At 42.6% G+C, this 17,781-nt stretch carries 19 protein-coding genes; 15 read left to right on the forward strand and 4 right to left on the reverse strand.

The window, feature by feature from the left end; genetic code table 11:
• Nucleotides 1–37: 37 nt before the first annotated feature.
• Nucleotides 38–247 (reverse strand): hypothetical protein, encoded by a 210-nt coding sequence (locus AC4JOV_RS07545; RefSeq protein ID WP_229938193.1) that lies wholly within the window; start codon nucleotides 245–247, stop codon nucleotides 38–40.
• 128 nt (nucleotides 248–375) lie between these two features.
• Between AC4JOV_RS07545 and AC4JOV_RS07550 the strand changes: the two genes are divergently transcribed.
• Both AC4JOV_RS07550 and AC4JOV_RS07555 read left to right on the forward strand, forming a co-directional pair.
• On the forward strand, nucleotides 376–1,392 hold the full coding sequence (locus AC4JOV_RS07550) for an SO_0444 family Cu/Zn efflux transporter (RefSeq protein ID WP_229938192.1): 1,017 nt from the start codon (nucleotides 376–378) through the stop codon (nucleotides 1,390–1,392).
• Entirely contained in the window at nucleotides 1,389–1,808 is a 420-nt protein-coding gene (locus AC4JOV_RS07555) for an acyl-CoA thioesterase (protein ID WP_229938191.1), read from the forward strand. The genes AC4JOV_RS07550 and AC4JOV_RS07555 overlap by 4 nt, the downstream gene beginning before the upstream one ends.
• Nucleotides 1,809–1,822: 14 nt before the next feature.
• Here AC4JOV_RS07555 and AC4JOV_RS07560 read toward each other — a convergent pair whose 3' ends face one another.
• From AC4JOV_RS07560 to AC4JOV_RS07570, 3 genes are all read right to left on the reverse strand, one after another.
• Nucleotides 1,823–2,689, reverse strand: a complete 867-nt coding sequence (locus tag AC4JOV_RS07560; RefSeq protein WP_229938190.1) for a hypothetical protein — start codon at nucleotides 2,687–2,689, stop codon at nucleotides 1,823–1,825.
• A gap of 85 nt (nucleotides 2,690–2,774) precedes the next feature.
• Complete coding sequence (locus AC4JOV_RS07565; RefSeq protein ID WP_229938189.1) at nucleotides 2,775–4,190, reverse strand: DUF4139 domain-containing protein; 1,416 nt, start codon at nucleotides 4,188–4,190, stop codon at nucleotides 2,775–2,777.
• Nucleotides 4,191–4,234: 44 nt separating this feature from the next.
• On the reverse strand, nucleotides 4,235–4,606 hold the full coding sequence (locus AC4JOV_RS07570; protein ID WP_229938188.1) for a c-type cytochrome: 372 nt from the start codon (nucleotides 4,604–4,606) through the stop codon (nucleotides 4,235–4,237).
• A gap of 64 nt (nucleotides 4,607–4,670) precedes the next feature.
• Between AC4JOV_RS07570 and folD the strand changes: the two genes are divergently transcribed.
• The 13 genes from folD to AC4JOV_RS07635 all read left to right on the forward strand — a co-directional run bounded on the left by folD (nucleotide 4,671) and on the right by AC4JOV_RS07635 (nucleotide 17,778).
• Nucleotides 4,671–5,516 carry a bifunctional methylenetetrahydrofolate dehydrogenase/methenyltetrahydrofolate cyclohydrolase FolD gene (gene folD, locus AC4JOV_RS07575; protein WP_229938187.1) on the forward strand — a complete coding sequence of 282 codons (846 nt, stop codon included), beginning with the start codon at nucleotides 4,671–4,673 and terminating at the stop codon, nucleotides 5,514–5,516.
• The gene (lepB, locus tag AC4JOV_RS07580) at nucleotides 5,517–6,464 is read left to right on the forward strand and encodes a signal peptidase I (protein WP_229938186.1); all 948 of its coding nucleotides are present in this window, start codon (nucleotides 5,517–5,519) and stop codon (nucleotides 6,462–6,464) included.
• A gap of 136 nt (nucleotides 6,465–6,600) precedes the next feature.
• The gene (gene rpiB, locus AC4JOV_RS07585) at nucleotides 6,601–7,059 is read left to right on the forward strand and encodes a ribose 5-phosphate isomerase B (protein ID WP_229938185.1); all 459 of its coding nucleotides are present in this window, start codon (nucleotides 6,601–6,603) and stop codon (nucleotides 7,057–7,059) included.
• Between the two features lie 382 nt (nucleotides 7,060–7,441).
• Nucleotides 7,442–8,698 carry a site-specific DNA-methyltransferase gene (locus AC4JOV_RS07590; protein ID WP_229938184.1) on the forward strand — a complete coding sequence of 419 codons (1,257 nt, stop codon included), beginning with the start codon at nucleotides 7,442–7,444 and terminating at the stop codon, nucleotides 8,696–8,698.
• Between the two features lies 1 nt (nucleotide 8,699).
• A complete protein-coding gene (locus AC4JOV_RS07595; protein WP_229938183.1) occupies nucleotides 8,700–9,575 on the forward strand; it encodes a hypothetical protein in 876 nt (291 codons plus the stop codon).
• A gap of 336 nt (nucleotides 9,576–9,911) precedes the next feature.
• Complete coding sequence (locus AC4JOV_RS07600) at nucleotides 9,912–10,703, forward strand: transposase (protein WP_229938182.1); 792 nt, start codon at nucleotides 9,912–9,914, stop codon at nucleotides 10,701–10,703.
• A 129-nt stretch (nucleotides 10,704–10,832) separates the two neighbouring features.
• The gene (locus AC4JOV_RS07605) at nucleotides 10,833–11,795 is read left to right on the forward strand and encodes an IS30 family transposase (RefSeq protein WP_229935945.1); all 963 of its coding nucleotides are present in this window, start codon (nucleotides 10,833–10,835) and stop codon (nucleotides 11,793–11,795) included.
• Between the two features lie 458 nt (nucleotides 11,796–12,253).
• Nucleotides 12,254–12,715, forward strand: coding sequence for an SMI1/KNR4 family protein (locus AC4JOV_RS07610; RefSeq protein WP_229938181.1), 462 nt, complete (start codon nucleotides 12,254–12,256; stop codon nucleotides 12,713–12,715).
• 91 nt (nucleotides 12,716–12,806) lie between these two features.
• The gene (locus tag AC4JOV_RS07615; protein ID WP_229938180.1) at nucleotides 12,807–13,598 is read left to right on the forward strand and encodes a hypothetical protein; all 792 of its coding nucleotides are present in this window, start codon (nucleotides 12,807–12,809) and stop codon (nucleotides 13,596–13,598) included.
• A gap of 152 nt (nucleotides 13,599–13,750) precedes the next feature.
• Entirely contained in the window at nucleotides 13,751–14,284 is a 534-nt protein-coding gene (locus tag AC4JOV_RS07620; RefSeq protein ID WP_318532955.1) for an REP-associated tyrosine transposase, read from the forward strand.
• Nucleotides 14,285–14,449: 165 nt separating this feature from the next.
• Nucleotides 14,450–14,992 carry an adenine phosphoribosyltransferase gene (locus tag AC4JOV_RS07625; protein ID WP_229938178.1) on the forward strand — a complete coding sequence of 181 codons (543 nt, stop codon included), beginning with the start codon at nucleotides 14,450–14,452 and terminating at the stop codon, nucleotides 14,990–14,992.
• A gap of 114 nt (nucleotides 14,993–15,106) precedes the next feature.
• Nucleotides 15,107–16,312 carry a tryptophan synthase subunit beta gene (gene trpB, locus AC4JOV_RS07630; protein WP_404820165.1) on the forward strand — a complete coding sequence of 402 codons (1,206 nt, stop codon included), beginning with the start codon at nucleotides 15,107–15,109 and terminating at the stop codon, nucleotides 16,310–16,312.
• Between the two features lie 8 nt (nucleotides 16,313–16,320).
• A complete protein-coding gene (locus AC4JOV_RS07635) occupies nucleotides 16,321–17,778 on the forward strand; it encodes a leucyl aminopeptidase (protein WP_229938176.1) in 1,458 nt (485 codons plus the stop codon).
• Nucleotides 17,779–17,781: the final 3 nt, after the last annotated feature.

Raw genomic sequence — 17,781 nt, forward strand, 5'->3', positions numbered from 1 at the left:
AGAGATTTCAAAGAAGATATACACCTTGTGCATCTCTTTATTCCTCATCACTCCATGCCTCTTCATCATAGGTATCAAGCGCATCATAATCAACAGTGAATATCTTGGCGTATCCTCTCTTTTGCAGCTCCTGATCCAGCTCGTCGGAACTGAAACCCGAATGTCTGCACTTCTCTATGATCTCTTCAATATCACTCGGCTTCACATCATTGATACTCATCTCAAATCTAATATCCTCAATTGTCATTCTGTCCTCCCATGAAGATAAAACCCCTTTTTGCCATTATACATCATTTTTTGACTCATGTTACACACTTTTTACATCAACAATGTGTTAAACTCACTCCACAAATAAAGAAAACCTGAGGAAAACTTATGGATACAGTGGTAAAAATCCTTGAAAATATAGTTGTTCTTGCCAACGCAATGAGTTTCTATATCCTGATTGGTCTGCTGATCGCCGGTATTCTGAAACAGCTTATCCCTGATGATTTTATCGCATCGCACTTGGGAGAGAGCAAAAGTGGCTCTGTGATAAAAGCGACACTGCTTGGTATCCCTATGCCGGTCTGTTCCTGTTCCGTCATTCCTTTGGCAAAATCACTGCAAAAAGAGGGAGCCAGCAAGGGTGCCGTGCAGAGTTTTCTGATCTCTACACCTATTACAGGCGTGGATTCTATCCTGGCCACCTACAGTTTCTTCGGATGGTTCTTTACGCTTTACCGGGTGGTTACCTCTGTATTCATTGCCATTATTACAGGTATACTGCAAAATCTTATCGAGAGTAAAGAGCGCGTAAAAGCGGAAGGATCAGGGTCCTGCTCCGGTTGCTGCTGTGAGAGTCATACAGCTGAAGAGAAAAAAGGGTTCAGCACTACAGAGGCTCTCAGGTATGCCTATGTTACCCTCTTTGGGGATATCTACAAAGCACTTTTTATCGGATTGCTCTTCGGTGGCCTCTTTACCACCCTGCTTCCCAAGGAGATACTGGAACCTCTCTTCGAGTATCCACTTCTTACCTATTTTGCCGTATTGCTTATCGCAATGCCTCTCTATGTCTGTGCGACAGCATCACTGCCTATCGCTGCGGCTTTGATGCTCAGCGGTATGAGCGGCGGTGCGGCGTTTGTCTTTCTCTCGGCAGGTCCCGCAACCAACACCGTCACGATGGGTGTCGTTGCCCAAATGTTCGGGAAAAAGGCACTGATGCTCTATCTCGGTACGATTGCCTCGTTCAGTATCCTCTTCGGGTATCTTTTCGATACTTTTTTTAGCACACTGGAGGTACTGACGATCACGACTGAAGTGGAAAACTTCGGTCTGCTTGATACCCTCTCTACACTGATCATGTTTGGACTTATCGGGTACTATTTCATAAAAGGCAGACGATGAGAAACCTGACACTGCGTATCCAGGCCTATCCCGGCGACCTGAACCCCATAGGCACGGTATTCGGCGGATGGATCATGTCTATGATGGACAAAGCTGCCTCCATTGCAGTAGATGATCTCATCGACTCTCCTGCTGTAACCGTAGGAGTAACAGACCTTCGTTTTATCAAACCTGTAAGAAGCGGTGATATCGTTACGATCTATACTACGATACAAAAGATCGGAAACACTTCCATCTCGGTCTATGTAGAGGTTGTGGTTGAGTGCCATAAGCTGCATTGTGATGCACGCTGCGAAATGTCGGTCACAGATGCCACGTTTACCTTCGTGGCTATCTCAAAAGAGGGGGAACCGCTCTCTGTACGTTCAGTCCTGCGCACCAACCTTGATCAGGATATTTTGGAACTACTCAAGTAAAAGAGAAGCCAAAGTTACTCCTCCTCTTTGACCTCGCATCTTCCGATAATCGTCTTGTAGAAGTATGCCAACCCCACGAACATTGCCGTCGTACCGATCAAGAGGAAAAATGCCGCCTGCATATCTTTATAATCTTCCAATGCAATTTTAAAGACCACCATCAACGTCTCGATCAGGAGTGCAATAATGATAGAGACCAAAAACTTACCCAGTACCTTGTACTCTCTTGCCTCATCGTGTGTAAAGCTGTGAAAGATCACTTCATGTTCGATGATCTGTTTTGCCAGATCAAAAATCGCTATCCCCAGGGTCGCTGCGATGATCGCTTTAAAAATATCATGGAAAAAGTCTATATTTTCCCCGAAAAAGATCATGACAAATTTGTATCCGCCATAAAAAAGGAGCGCAAGTGATATCGCGACCAAGAGCCCTGAGCCAAGCATATAGACTGCCTGCTTGAACTTGTGATGGGTGCTGTTGTACTCTATCAGATGAAGCTCCTCAAGTACCGTGATCAGGTTACAGTCAAAGATATAGTAGATCCCATTCAGTTTACGTACAACCGTGATACTCGCTTTTCCGGTACGGTAGTGGATATAGGGATTGGAGATATAAAAACCATCCTCATCAAGCTCAAGCTTGGTAAAGTAGTGGCGTTTATCACTGCCGATGTTGAACGTCTCTTTTCTTTGACGGCAGATCACCGGACTCACCTGGTGATACCCCTCATCGACACTATAGACCAGCTGCAAAAAAGTATACTTTTTCAGTATCTCATCGGCATGTTCGATATACTCCTGAGGTGCATTCTTTATCGCAGTAGTAATATAGTTGTCTACTGTCATCTGATGTTTCTTATAAAGGTTAATGACTACTTTCATTCTCTCACTCCCGATGGGTTATCATCATAAAATATCATAACAAAGAATAGATTATAAAGTAACGGTACCCGCTGTACGGAATACGTTAATACCTTACTTTCCTCTCCTTGTCATACGCAACTTCAAAAAGCACTTCAATCGTTTTCTCTTCACCCGGAGCCAAAACGACACGCATCTCTACTTTACCCTCTTTCAGCAGCCTGTAGTCCACTTTTTTATCGGAACTGATCTTTAAAAGTTTGACCTCTATCTCTTCAGTGGTGGATGTCGGGATACGCTCTGTAATGGTGAGAGATTTATCTTTATCGGATTTATTGGTCAGTGTTAGGATATATCCGTCTTTTTTACGCACAGTGTTCCCGAAAAAACCCGTATCTTTTTCTTTGCGGACAATGGCTCTGCGTGTCACCTTGATATCCTCATCGATCTTGGTATAGAGATGATAGCTTTTTTCCCGATACTCGCCAAAGGCACGGTCAGTGATCAGCGCTTCCCCCTCTTTGATCTTCCAGGTATGACTCTCTATCTGTGTTTTCGGGCTGAAACTGCACGCTTCATAGACGCTGAGATTGGCATAAGGAGAGAGGTGAAGGCCGCATTTCATCTCTGCACTCCAGCTCTGGACCTTCACATTGACCGCTTCTCCGGTAGAGGGAAGGTCAAGGTCACGTGCTTTATACTCCCTGGCATCTACATATTCGGCAATGGGTGCAGGAGATACTTCTGCCATCATCTCCATACCCGCTCCATCCATCATACGCACGCTCTTTTTCGAGAGACTTTGCGTGCGTGGCAACGGCGGCTGATATTCGCTGATGATCCAGGGATGAAAATGGACCGGACGTACGGTACGCTGTGCCCTGCGAGCGTAAAAGGTCGCCTCATCCGCTGAGATATCCACTCCGGATCGGTTTGTCACGGCCAGATACTGTGTCACGTTTACCCTCTCCCCGCCGGAGAGATCTGCTTCATAAAAAGTGTGGAAGGTGATCGACCCGTACGGGAACTTCAGTTCGGTCGGAACCTCACATCCTTGAGCGTAGTATAAAGGGAGTGTCGCCTTGGTCTGTTTAACAAAAGCTTCTTTTTGAAGCGCAAAGCGGATTTTCTCTCTTTCATGTTCGGCCACGAGTTTTGCACGCTCACTGCCGATCTCCCGTGCAGCATCGATCGTCACCCTGGCATCCAGTGTCGTCGGCCGGTAGAGTGAAATGATCTTATCAAGAAGCGAGATATTGTTTTTAATCCCGTCGAGTTTTTCCTGACCGCTTTGCAGGAGAGTAAACGCATGGCAGAGTCTTTCATCGCTTTCGCATGCAGCGTTTTGTTCCAAAGCCAAAGGCTGACCTTGACAGGTTGCCGATACCCCTTCTGCCATCCCCAGATAAGGACTCTTGGGGCTATAGGTATAGCGTGCCGTATCTTGATAGACCTGAAGTGAAGAAGCGTGTGAGAGTGTCGTTATAAGCAGTAAAGAGAGAGAAGGAAGTATCCGTTTCATCATAGCCTCCGATAGATATCATGAGACTATTATAACACAAGAGATCACTTTCTCCTGACGTTCATCCTTTTAGACTTCTCTTTGAGAAAATCATAGATCGCTTTGATCTCTTCATCCGTGAGGTAGTAACGCGGCATGATATCATGATAGCTGTTCATTGCCAGGATCATCTCATCAAGACGCTTCCCGCGTATATCAGGACCTATGATCTGCTCTTTGCCGTGGATATCCCGAAACTCGGCGATCACTTTTCCTTCGCCTGCTTCCCCGTGACACTCTACACAGCTCACTCCGCGCGGATAGGTATAGAGCATCTGCCCATACTCATAATGGGAGATGAAATCTTCATCGGCACTGAGCGGCGAAGCGATGAACGGTGACAGTATAAGCAGTAACAGAAGACGTTTTAAGATCATACCGGCATTCACTCCCCTAAACTATTTTTGATATAATACCCAAAAATCAATTAGGATAGTTTCAATGCAACTGATCGATGGTAAAGCCTTAGCCAATAAAGTACAAGCAACCGTTTCTGAAGAAGTGACTAAACTCAAACAGGAAAAGAATATTGTTCCCGGACTCGCAGTCGTAATCGTAGGTGATGACCCTGCAAGCCATGCTTATGTGAAGATGAAAGCAAAAGCGTGCGAAAAAGTAGGCTTCTACTCAATCGTTCATAAGATGCCTGAGACAATCTCACAGGATGAGATCATCGAGATCATCAATATGATGAATGACAATCCGCATATTCACGGTATCCTCGTACAGCTTCCGCTCCCTAAACATATCGATACTGACCGTATCCTCGAAGTGATCGACCCGAAAAAAGATGTCGATGGTTTCCATGCCTACAATGTAGGCCGTATGGTCACAGGACTGGACAGCTTCGTTGCCTGTACACCGCTTGGTGTGATGAAGATGTTCGAAGCCTATGATATCGACCTGCAGGGCAAAGATGTCTGTGTCGTAGGTGCAAGTAATATCGTAGGAAAGCCGATGGCTTCTCTCCTGCTCAATGCTGATGCTACGGTAACGATCACCCATATCTTTACCAAAGACCTTAAAGCCCATACCAGCAAAGCGGATATCGTGGTTGTCGGGGTCGGTGTACCTGGATTGATCAAAGAAGATATGATCAAAGAGGGAGCGATCGTCATCGATATCGGTATCAACCGTATCGCAGACGGCTCTCTTGTAGGTGACGTAGATTTTGAACCTGTGAGCAAGAAGTGTAGCTATATCACACCGGTACCGGGCGGCGTTGGTCCTATGACGATCGCGATGCTTCTGGATAATACACTCAAGTCTGCAAAACAAGGCCTCTAAGTGAAAAAAGTCCTCTCATCAGCATATAAGTTCTCCAGTTCATGGACCGGAACGATCATTATCGTGCTTTTCCTGATCTTCTTTGTCGCACAATCTTTTGTGATCCCGAGCGGTTCGATGAAACGTACGCAGCTTATCGGGGATTTCCTTTTTGCCAAAAAGTTCAGTTACGGTATCCCTACCCCTCACCTGCCTTGGCTTGAAGTACCCGTACTTCCGGACTTTAACAACAATGGGCACCTTATAGAGGGACCCCGCCCGCAAAGAGAGGATATCGTTATCTTCCGTAAGCCTCAGACCCCGAAAGTACACTTTGTAAAACGCTGTGTGGCTGTAGGTGGGGATGAACTGCTCTATATGGACAAGAGACTCCTTATCCATTTTCATGACCTCACGACTGAAGCACAGATCAAAGAGAAGTACCCTGAGGCTAAGATACTCAGCCTTCGAGGCAAACTGTGGGCAGAGAACCCTTATATGAGTAAATACCCGGGTATTCAGTATGCCCCTGAAAACTTTACGGCATTTGAATATCTTGCCATGCTTTACAACAACAACAAGCCTATGGATATGTACCCTGTATACCTTGACGAGCTGGGAGCAAATGCATTCTATAAAAAGGTCGAAGAGGATCACTACTACATGATCGGTGATAACCGGGACAACTCAAACGACAGCCGTATGTGGGGTTCCGTAGCCTACAAATATATCGTAGGTCAACCTTGGCTGATCTATATGAGTCTTGAGTTCAGATCGTATGATGAAGTCTTCAACGGGGACACGTACGGCAATGGGAAAGACAATGCCAGACTGAGCCGCGTCTGCGGAGACCACCCAATGGAGTCACCTGAGTGTGAAGCACTGTGGAACAATCAGCGCTATACGGTGAGATGGGGACGTATCGGAAGAAAGATCGATACGATCCAGCTTGAGGAACCGATAGAATAAAGAGCGTTATACAATCGTGGAACGCTTCGCGATTGTAGTAACGGAACCAGAGTGGTAGAAACGAAATAAAGCCACGAAGCAAACCTCTTACAAGCTTTCTTATCTAAAAAGCTTTTGAACTAAAAAAAGGAAAAACATGTCAAAAAAATTCTACATCGCTACCGATCACGCAGGATTCGCTATCAAAGATTTCGTCAAAGAGGTCGTCAGAAACCTGGGATGTGAGATCATCGATCTCGGTCCGGACTCTGATGATAGAGTAGACTATCCGGACTTTGCTAAAAAATGTGCAAATAAAGTGATCGAAGATGAGGGAAGCTTCGGTATCCTGATCTGCGGTACAGGTATCGGTATCTCTATCGCAGCGAACAAAGTACCGGGTGTACGTGCTGCGCTCTGTCATGATACCTATACGGCAAAACTGACACGTATGCACAACGATGCCAATATCCTCTGTTTTGGTGAGCGTGTCGTAGGTAAAGGGGTGATCGAAGATATGATCGAAGCTTTTATCAATACAGAATTCGAAGGCGGAAGACATGCCGGACGTGTCGGAAAGATCGAAAGCTGCCAGTTCGGTGCAAACCTCGGGTAATCAGGAATTGAACCCTCCGAACATATCGTCATTCCGGACTTGATCCGGAATCCATAAGCTTTAACTTGTTCCATATCGGGAGATATGAAACGAAAAAACTCAATTCATAAAAACATAGACCGTTCACCCTGAGCCTGTCGAAGGGTTTGACGGACCTTGACTGGTTACACCTGCAGAGAGGTGGAACAAGAGAAAATATGGCAAACTGTCATATTTCTTGAAATAGGCGGACATTTTTTGTATACTACTAATACTTCAATAAAGGGGATAGAGGACATTATGTTCCTCTAATAAATAGTTATGCCTCAATTCATTTACACCTTAATGCAATCAGATATAATTATGAAATTCTTAACTTGACAATAATTAACAAAGACAATAAATGAACAAAAAAATAGCAAGATCAGGCACATTTACAGACAATATGAAATTACCAATACATCGGTGGTTCCGTTATTCCGCAGGCTTTTCAGCCGAATGGGTTCAGTCAGAAATCCAAAAATATGAAGAAGCTACTGGATTAAAGGCCAGAATTCTTGACCCATTTGTGGGTTCAGGCACAACAGTACTTGCAGCTTGTGCTACCGGAAACGAGGCTTATGGGTTCGATGGCCACCCATTTGTGGCAAGAATTGCTAAGGCGAAAAATCTTTGGCATTTGGATGAATCTGAATTCAAAGAAGCGTGTCAAAAAGTATTTGAAAACGCTAAAAGCAATCAAGATATGACTCAGCGGCATGATGAAACAAATTTGCTTGGTAAATGCTATGACTTTGAAGCTCTGACGAAGTTAGATAGGTTACGTTTTTCGTATGAAAAACTTGCCGATGATAATCCTATCTGGGAATTAGTTCGTCTAAATATCACATCAATTTTGCGTGCTTGCAGTAATGTAGGAACAGCACAATGGCAGTATGTTTTGCCTAATAAAACAAAATCAAAAGTTCTTGATGCGTTTGAAGCCTTTTTAGGTAAAGCCGACTTGATGGCATCGGATATGGAGTATGCCAAAAGTGCGAATTGGAAAAATTTGGCGCACATTTACGAACAAGATGTTAGAGAAGCAATTGATGTACCAAAATGTAACTTATTGATCACTTCTCCACCATACCCAAATAACTATGATTATGCGGATGCTACTAGACTTGAGATGATGTTTTGGGGTGAAATTGACGGTTGGAGTGATTTGAAAACTGCTGTCAGACCTACAATTATGCGGTCTTGTTCACAGCATTCTGCAGCTGACAAAATTGTGCTTGACGAAATTCTCCAGGAGCCACTCTTGGCTCCCATTATAAATGAATTAACTGCAGCCACAAAAGAACTTGAAAAAGTTCGATTAACTAAAGGTGGGAAAAAAACATACCACACAATGATTGCTGCATATTTTTTTGATCTTGCAAAAATATGGAAAAATACAAGAAGTGTCATGGATGAAAACTCTAAAATTTGTTTTGTAATTGGAGATTCAGCACCATATGGAGTTCATATTCCTGCGGAGAAATGGCTAGGAGAATTAGCACTTGCTAGTGGGTATCAATCTTTTGAATTTGAAAAGTTAAGAGATAGAAACGTCAAATGGAAAAATAGAACGCATACAGTCCCTCTGCATGAGGGTAGATTATGGATAAAGGGATGAAATGGCAAGAGCACCGGTACACAAGTTAGGACAAATGATTGGTGATTTTATCGAGAAGTATTTTGAGCAAGAACTCTCTCAAATTTGTTTGGAAAGACAACTATATCTTGACGTAGTTGGGAAATACAGAACAGCTCGTAGAGGGAAAAAAGTATCTTGGAATGATATTTATGGAAGCAAGCATGATTTGGACTTTGTTATTGAAAGAGGTGGTACAGATCAACTACTAGGAACTCCAGCAGCACTGATTGAATGTGCATGGCGAAGGTATACGAAACATTCCAAGAATAAGGCTCAAGAGATTCAAGGAGCCGTTCTACCTATTGCAGAGAAATATAGATTTCACAAACCATTTTTGGGAGCGATTCTTGCCGGTTTCTACACAGAACCTTCAGTGCAACAACTCAACTCGTGTGGTTTTGAAACTGTATATTTTAAATATGCAGATATTGTAAATGGCTTTGACTCTGTAGGAGTAGATGTTCGATACGATGAACAAACATCAGATGAGGATGCAGAACAAAAAGTACTAGCACTACAAACACTTTCACCGCAACAATTTCAATATGTGTTTGATCGTATAGCCCAGTTGAGCCGTGCCGAAATAGAAACTTTTAAAAGAAACCTAATGCATGCACTAGATCGACAAATTACCCAGGTCATAGTAGCGCCACTATATGGTACAAATATCACTTTTTCCACTATTGATGAAGCAGTGGATTATTTAAATCACAATGATTTTGGGTATCTTCCTGAAAACATCGAGTTTGTTAAGATATTTATTCAGATAAGGTATTCGAATGGAGACCTAGTTTCTGGTGATTTTGCAGATCAAGTCAAAGCAACTCAATTTCTTGTGAACGTTGTTGGAGCATAACAAACCAAAGGAGACCAATCAAAAACCCGCGGGCGGCTTTTTGATTGCTCATTTTAAACGTTGGCTTACAAATAGAAAAATATAGGAGTACATAATTGGGACGAGAAATCTCACTTTTTTCTGACTATCACCAAAAAGAAAATTCATTAACTAACTACTGTGGACTCATACTGAAACTATTGTATTCGGAAAATCCAGCAAGCTTTGAAGAGGCCATTACTTCAATGGTTTCGGGAGATGTAGATTTGGAGTTTAGGGGTCAGGTGATAGTAATAGTATACTAAGCTACGAAGTGATAGACTTGTAAAATAAAATGAATTCGAAGGGGAAGAAGAGATGCCAAGAAAACCACGTATCGAGACACCTGGATACTATCATATTATCAACAGAGGAGTAGAACAAAGAGTAGTTTTCAAAGAACCGGAGGATTATGAATATTTCATAGAACTGATGTGTTTGAATGCAAAAAACTATAATGTCAACATACATAACTACTGCCTGATGAGTAACCACTATCATCTACTTATCGAAACAAGAAATGAAAACCTTTCAAAGTTTATGAGACAGCTAAATATGAACTATGCTATCTACTTTAACAAAAAATACCATAGATCAGGACACCTGTGGCAAGGAAGATTCAAATCATGGTATATTACAGATGAAGCGTATCTATATACACTGATACTCTATATAGAACAAAACCCACTAAAAGCAAAGATAATAAAAGGGGTAGAAGATTATCCCTACAGTTCAGCTCACTACTTTCTACTGCCACAACAATATAATGAATGCCTTAAAGAGAGTTGGACTACACTACAGTATCAAGGAGATACCGAAGCTATCAAAGCATTTTTGTATTCTACTGTAGATACGGAACAACTGCAGGAACTCAAAAAAGCATCCACACTGTTAGAAGCACCTCATATAGATAAAAAGCCGGATGCAGAAAAACTCAAAAAGATGTTATCAATAGCAAAAGATACGAAAGAGAGAAACAGACTCATACTCCAAGCATATCAGGAAGGCTATTCTCAGCATATGATTGCTAAAGTATTGGATCTGGCACAACCAACAGTCAATGGGATTATAAAAAGAGGGAAGAAAAATAGTACTATTACTATCACCTGACCCCTTTACCCCATACTCCAAGCATACCCGAATTTAAATCCAAAGTGCAATTTTTTGTAATTTTGAGATTTGAAGAGGTTAGATGCTAAAATCAAACTTCCAAATCCGACCAAAGATAAAGGAAGTAAAATGTCGTATAAACATCTAACCCTGAAGGAAAGATACCTGATTAATGCTTATAGAAATACAAAGACACAAAAAGAGATTGCTAAAATTGTTGGAGTACATCCCTCAACCATATCAAGAGAGTTAAAAAGAGGTAGAGGGAAAATAGGGAAAGAGTACTGGGTGATAGCTTCACATAACAGAGCAACAGAAGTACAGATAGAGAAGTCAAAAAAAGCGAATCTAAAGCTAACAAAAGAGACAAAAGAACTGATCAAAAAATACCTCAAAAAAGAGTTCTCCCCAGAGCAGATTGCAGCCACATTGGAGATGAAGCATAGTATCTCTGTCAGCTATGTAACTATCTACACATATATTCATGTAGATAAGCTAGGTAATGGTACACTGCATACCCACCTGAGACAACAAGGCAGAAGACGGAAGAAGTATGGACAATCACGGAAGAACCGTATCAAAGAGAGGGTTTCCATAGAAGAGAGACCCTCCCTTGTTGATGATAAAGTAAGGGTAGGAGACTTTGAAGCAGATACCATTATAGGTAAAGGAAGACAAGGAGCTATTGTCACTATTGTAGATAGAAAATCAATGTATCTAAAACTCTCTTTGCCCGTAAACAAAAGGTCACATGTTGTGGCTAATGAGATGGTTCGATTACTTGCTCCTTTCAAGAAAAAGGTGCATACGATCACTACGGATAATGGATTGGAGTTTGCCGGGCATAGAACCATCTCTAAAAAACTAAAGTGTGACTACTACTTCTGTCATCCTTACAGTTCTTGGGAGAGAGGATTGAATGAAAATATCAATGGATTGATCAGGCAATATATCCCTAAAGGTAGCAGCTTTGAACATCTGACCCAAAAAGAGATCAGAAGAATTGAAAATAGACTCAATCATAGACCTAGAAAATCTCTAGGTTGGAGAACTCCTTATGAGGTATTTCATGAAAATTTGAAAGTTTCATAGGAGGTTTTAGATAGAATTTTTAGAGGCGAAATTGCACTATGAATTTAAATGTGGGCATATCAGGAAGGCTATTCTCAGCATATGATTGCTAAAGTATTGGATCTGGCACAACCAACAGTCAATGGGATTATAAAAAGAGGGAAGAAAAATAGTACTATTACTATCACCTGACCCCTTTACCCCCATATAAGATGCTGGAACGTATTGCAGAAATAACTGCAGCTTTTTTTGCAGATACTAACTCGGTAAATAACAGGGGCGTTAAACCAGATCCAGTTCATTTTCAAAAATTCAAATTGCTGTATGGGTACATTTACCAAAACCTAAATGAACCTGCGAGAAGCATATTTGTCAACGCATTTGAGAGCCGACAAAAAAGTGGCTAACAAACCAAAGGAGACCAATCAAAAACCCGCGGGCGGCTTTTTGATTGGTCATTTTAAACGTTAGAGGAACATATGAATACAGTGTTTTCAAAAATTGATGAGTTTGTAAAAAAATGGAATCAAAATGAATCTTTACAACCTGCAACACTTGAAGAAATTGATAAAGTCGAAAGACATCTAAACATCAAGTTGCCAAAATCATACAAATACCTAATGACTCGTTATGGTAACTTATATACTCCAGATATTTTGGAAACTATTGTAGATAATAATCTTGAGATAAATGATCTACAAGACTTTGATCTACCAGCTCAAGCATTAGAGAGAACAGAATCATGGCAAAAAGCAGGACTACCTGTCGGCTATTACGCATTTGCATCAGATTCAATGGGCAATATGTTTTGCTATAAAAACAGTGACTGCAGCGACGAGAGCTTTGAACCCCATATTTGGTTTTTTGATCATGACTTTATAGAAATTGAACAAGAGTCAGAAAACCTACTATCTTGGATAAAGAAGTTCAATGAAATATAAAGCCTCTAACAAATCAGAGGAGACCAATCAAAAACCCGCGGGCGGCTTTTTGATTGCTCATTTTAAACGTTAGATGAAAAAGAGAAGATCAATGAAATCGAAAAAAAATATCAAAATTATTCTATCGCTATTGTTCTCTCTTCTAATGGTCCCAATTCTGTTTTATCTTGGAATGTTTATGACATGGGGCAGGATCTTATCCGTCGGAACCGTCTTGAATATTGCGATCATCGTCCCATTGTTACTGTTCACTTTCAACATCCGTAGTATTACTAAAACATCTGATGAAGAGAGTAAAGATGAAAAAGAAAGCACCCCGCTATTTATCGGTAAAAATCTGCTGATGATGGGTGGGATGATGATTCTTATGCCTGTCGCAATTTTTTTATGGTCAAGTGCTACTGATAAACCTGAACAATATTTAAAGCTGTACCGTTATTACGATTATCCATGTGAAAATACCGTTTTCGGAACGGTCAATAAAATGGCACTGGTAGCTCATGGCAGCAGTTTTATGCACGAAGGTGCGTATTTCATAACACGAAATACGCTTGAAGAGTATCATGACTACCTTGAGCATAGAGGCAACACTCCCTATATCGAAAAGAAGATATACCCGATAGGTAGCAAGTTCAAGGTCATCGGCTATTACATGGCGAGAGATTTTGCAGGTTACGACCAGAGCTATTTAGTGCAATCAGTCGAAGACAATAAAACTGTTGCGTGGATTTGGAACTTCAAATTCGACTCAAAAGAGTGCCATCCGCATTTCTATTCCGAACATACGTACCTTAGTGAAAATCCCACGTTCAGTTTGGAAAGAGGAAGTTATAACGAGCAAGAGGTTAATCTTACAAATATGACTATGAAACCTTTCAAATAGGGTTAAACCAATGTACGAAAATAAATCTAACAAACCAAAGGAGACCAATCAAAAACCCGCGGGCGGCTTTTTAACTCGTTCCATATCTCCCGATATGGAATGCCTATCAAACCCTCAATAAACCAGCAAGTATAAAACCGCTACAATAACTGATGGGAAGAAGTCGTTATAAAATCTATGAATCTACACATCCGTATTTTGTCACATGTACTATACTGCATTGGCTGCCACTCTTTACAAAAAAAGAGAGTGTACAAATAGTGATAGATTGTCTGAAATTCCTACAGGGGAAAGATAACCTGAAACTCTATGCCTATGTAATACTTGAAAATCATCTGCACTTGGTTGTACAAAGTGACGATATAGAAAAGAGTATGAAATCATTTAAACAATATACGGCAAAAGCATTATTGGATTTACTCAAAAAAGAGAATGTTAAAACCATACTCGATCAGCTTAGATTCTATAAAAAAGCTCACCATAAGACAACAGAGTATCAGGTTTGGGAAGAGGGATATCAGCCAAAGTTGATACAAACAGATGCGATGATGGTAAGTAAGATCAACTATATTCATCAAAACCCTGTAAAGAGAGGGTATGTGGATGAAGCCGTACACTGGAGGTATTCCAGTGCTAGAGATTATGAGAGAATGAAGGGATTGATTGAGATTGAAAAGTTCTGGTAGCCCTAATTTTCGTATGCATTCCATATCGGGAGATATGGAACGAGGAGAAGCCACAGTAACAGAATTGCAAAGAGATGCATTCAGACCTATCGTAAAGTGCTTCACTTCATAACATTTACATAACCTATGATAAAATACCCGCTACTATAATTCAGAGGAACTGCCATGTCACTATCAAGCGAAGAGAAAGAAATTATATTAAACAGTATCCGTGATATCCCCGATTTCCCGAAACCGGGGATCGTTTTTAAAGATATCACTACACTGCTTGGCAATGCTAACGCTTTCAATACGCTCATGGACCATCTTACCAACCGTTATCTCGGATATGACCTGGACTATATCGCGGGGATCGATGCGAGAGGGTTTATCTTCGGTTCGATACTGGCAGACAGATTGGGGATCGGTTTTGTTCCTGTGCGTAAACAGGGGAAACTCCCTTATACCACGGTAGCGGAGAAGTACTCTCTGGAGTACGGTTTTGATGAAGTGGAGATACATATCGATGCATTCGGTGAAGAGAAGGGAGCCAAAGTGCTCCTGATCGATGACCTGATAGCGACCGGCGGTACGGCAAAAGCTGCAGCCAACCTGATAGACAAAGTCGGTGCCCACTGTGTGGAAGCCTGCTTCATTATGGAGCTTGCATTCCTCAACGGACGTGAAGGATTCAACAGTGAGGTCTACTCCGTACTTCAAATAGACTGATTTTGTATTCTCTCCCGGGGTAAGCTAAAGATTGTTTACCCCTCCCTAAACTCTCATTCGATATAATCACCTAACTAAATCATAAGAGTAAAAAGAATGAAAAACTATTCAGATATCTATATTCCAAAACCAAGTCCTCATGATCCTGACGAACTTGGACACTTCGGTAAGTTTGGGGGAAGATATGTACCCGAAACACTCATGCCTGCACTTGAGCAGCTTAGACTCGACTATGAGGCCGTACGGTTTGACAAAGGATTCTGGGAAGAGGTGGATTACTACTACAAGAACTATGTAGGACGTCCCTCTTCACTCTACTTTGCCGCCAATATCTCTGAAGAGGTCGGTGCGAAGGTCTATCTCAAACGTGAAGATCTGAACCATACCGGTGCACATAAGATCAATCACTGTATCGCCCAGGCAGTCCTTGCCAAAAGACTCGGAAAGAACAAGATCATTGCCGAGACCGGTGCAGGTCAGCACGGTGTTGCCACAGCAACCGTAGCCGCGCTCTTTGGTATGGAGTGTGAAGTTTTCATGGGTGCCAAAGATGTGGCACGTCAAGAACTCAACGTCTTCAGAATGAAGCTCCTTGGTGCCAAGGTACATGCGGTAGAGTCAGGAAGCCGTACGCTCAAAGATGCGATGAATGATGCGATCCGCCACTGGGTGACCAATGCACGTGACACCTACTACCTGATAGGAACAGTTGCAGGACCGCACCCCTACCCTATGATGGTACGTGATATCCAGTCTGTGATCGGATGGGAAGCGAGATCCCAGATCCAGGCTGCGGAAGGTGTACTTCCGGATAAAGTGATCGCATGTATCGGCGGGGGTTCCAATGCCCTGGGTATCTTCAACCACTTCCTTGAGGATGAAAGTGTAGAGTGTATCGGTATCGAAGCGGGTGGTGAAGGACTGGAGTGCAAACACGGGTGTTCGCTTGAAAAAGGGTTTCCGGGGGTACTTCACGGACAACTCAGTTACCTCCTTCAGGATGAAGACGGGCAGATCCAGGAAGCCCACTCCATCTCGGCAGGACTGGACTATCCGGGTATTGGACCGGAACATGCATATCTCAAGGATACGGGTATCGTAAAGTATGACCACATCACCGATGATGAAGCAATGGATGCATTTGTATGGCTTTCACGTGCAGAGGGGATCATCCCTGCATTTGAGAGCTCCCATGCGGTCGCATACCTCAAAAAGCTTAACCCCGAAGAGATCAAAGGCAAAACGATCCTTGTCAACCTGTCAGGACGCGGGGATAAGGATATGATACAGGCACAAGAGATTTTAAAAGACAAAATATAGGATAGCACATGTACTTCAATATCACAACAGACAAAATCAAAGATATCAAAGCGGATTTAGAACTCATTATCGTCGCTGATAAAAATATGGAACACGACTTTGTAGCGGATGCCAAACTACTTGGTAAAGCAGGCTTTAAAGGCGGGCAGGATGAGCTGTGTTTTCTTGTAGAAAAAGACAGACTTTATGTAGGTGCCGATTCACTTGCATCTGAATCTATCAGACCGGCCGTTGCTACTGCACTGCGTTCGCTTATCGGAAACAAAAGCTATAAGTCTCTTAAAGTAGCTACCTACCTGGATGATGCTTCAACGGCATCACTTGAGGCGATGGTCGAGGGGATTGTTCTGGGAGGCTACACTTTCAACAGATACAAAAGTGACAAACAGAAATCTGCGATCAAAAATATAGAGATCTCATTGGAGAGCTATAATGCGTATCAGCTTGATGCCGAGAGTGCGATCAAAGCGGTACACCAGGCAGAGATCCTAGCGAATGCTACGAACTTCACCAGAGATATCGTCAACACCACGCCTGATGACTGTTATCCTGCGGTCATGGCTGATATCGCTATCGCTCTCTCCAAAGACAATGAGATGGATCTCACTATCCTCAAATCAAAAGAGATGAGAAAAGAGAAGATGGAGACACTCCTTGCCGTAGCAAGAGCAAGCCGTCACAGACCGCGTGTCATCCACCTCTCTCACAAACCTAAAAATCCTAAAGCGGTCATCACCCTTGTAGGAAAAGGTCTGACCTATGATTCAGGCGGACTCAGCCTCAAGCCTGCGGACTATATGGTGACGATGAAGTCAGACAAAAGCGGCGGATCAGCCGTGCTTGGTATCATGAAAGCCGTATCGGAACTCAACCTCGATGTTGAAGTACACGGCTTTGTCGGTGCAGTGGAAAATATGATCGGCGGAGATGCCTACAAGCCTGATGATGTACTCACTGCAAAGAACGGTAAGACGATCGAAGTACGTAACACGGATGCAGAGGGAAGACTGGTTCTGGCAGATACACTCTGCTATGCACAACAAGAGGTAAAAGCAGACTATATTTTTGACTTTGCTACACTTACCGGTGCTTGCGTAGTCGGTGTGGGGCACTATACTTCAGGGGTCATGGGAAATACAAACCAACCAAAAGAGATGGTCGTTGAGGCTGCGCAAAATGCGGGTGAACTGGCTACCAAGCTTGACTTCAACCGATACCTGAAAAAGACGCTCAAATCAGATATCGCCGATCTCTGCAACATCTCTAACACGAGATACGGTGGTGCCATCACCGCAGGTCAGTTCCTCTCGGAGTTCATCGATGAAAACCACAAAGAGAAGTGGGCGCATATCGATATCGCGGGTCCTGCCTTTGTAGAACACGTATGGGGAGAGAACCCTCACGGAGCAAGCGGTGCCGGTGTACGTATGATGGTAAAACTGCTTGAAAAGCTGGCGAAAGCGTAACCT

It is taken from the genome of Sulfurovum sp. MH2-6 (assembly GCF_058374785.1).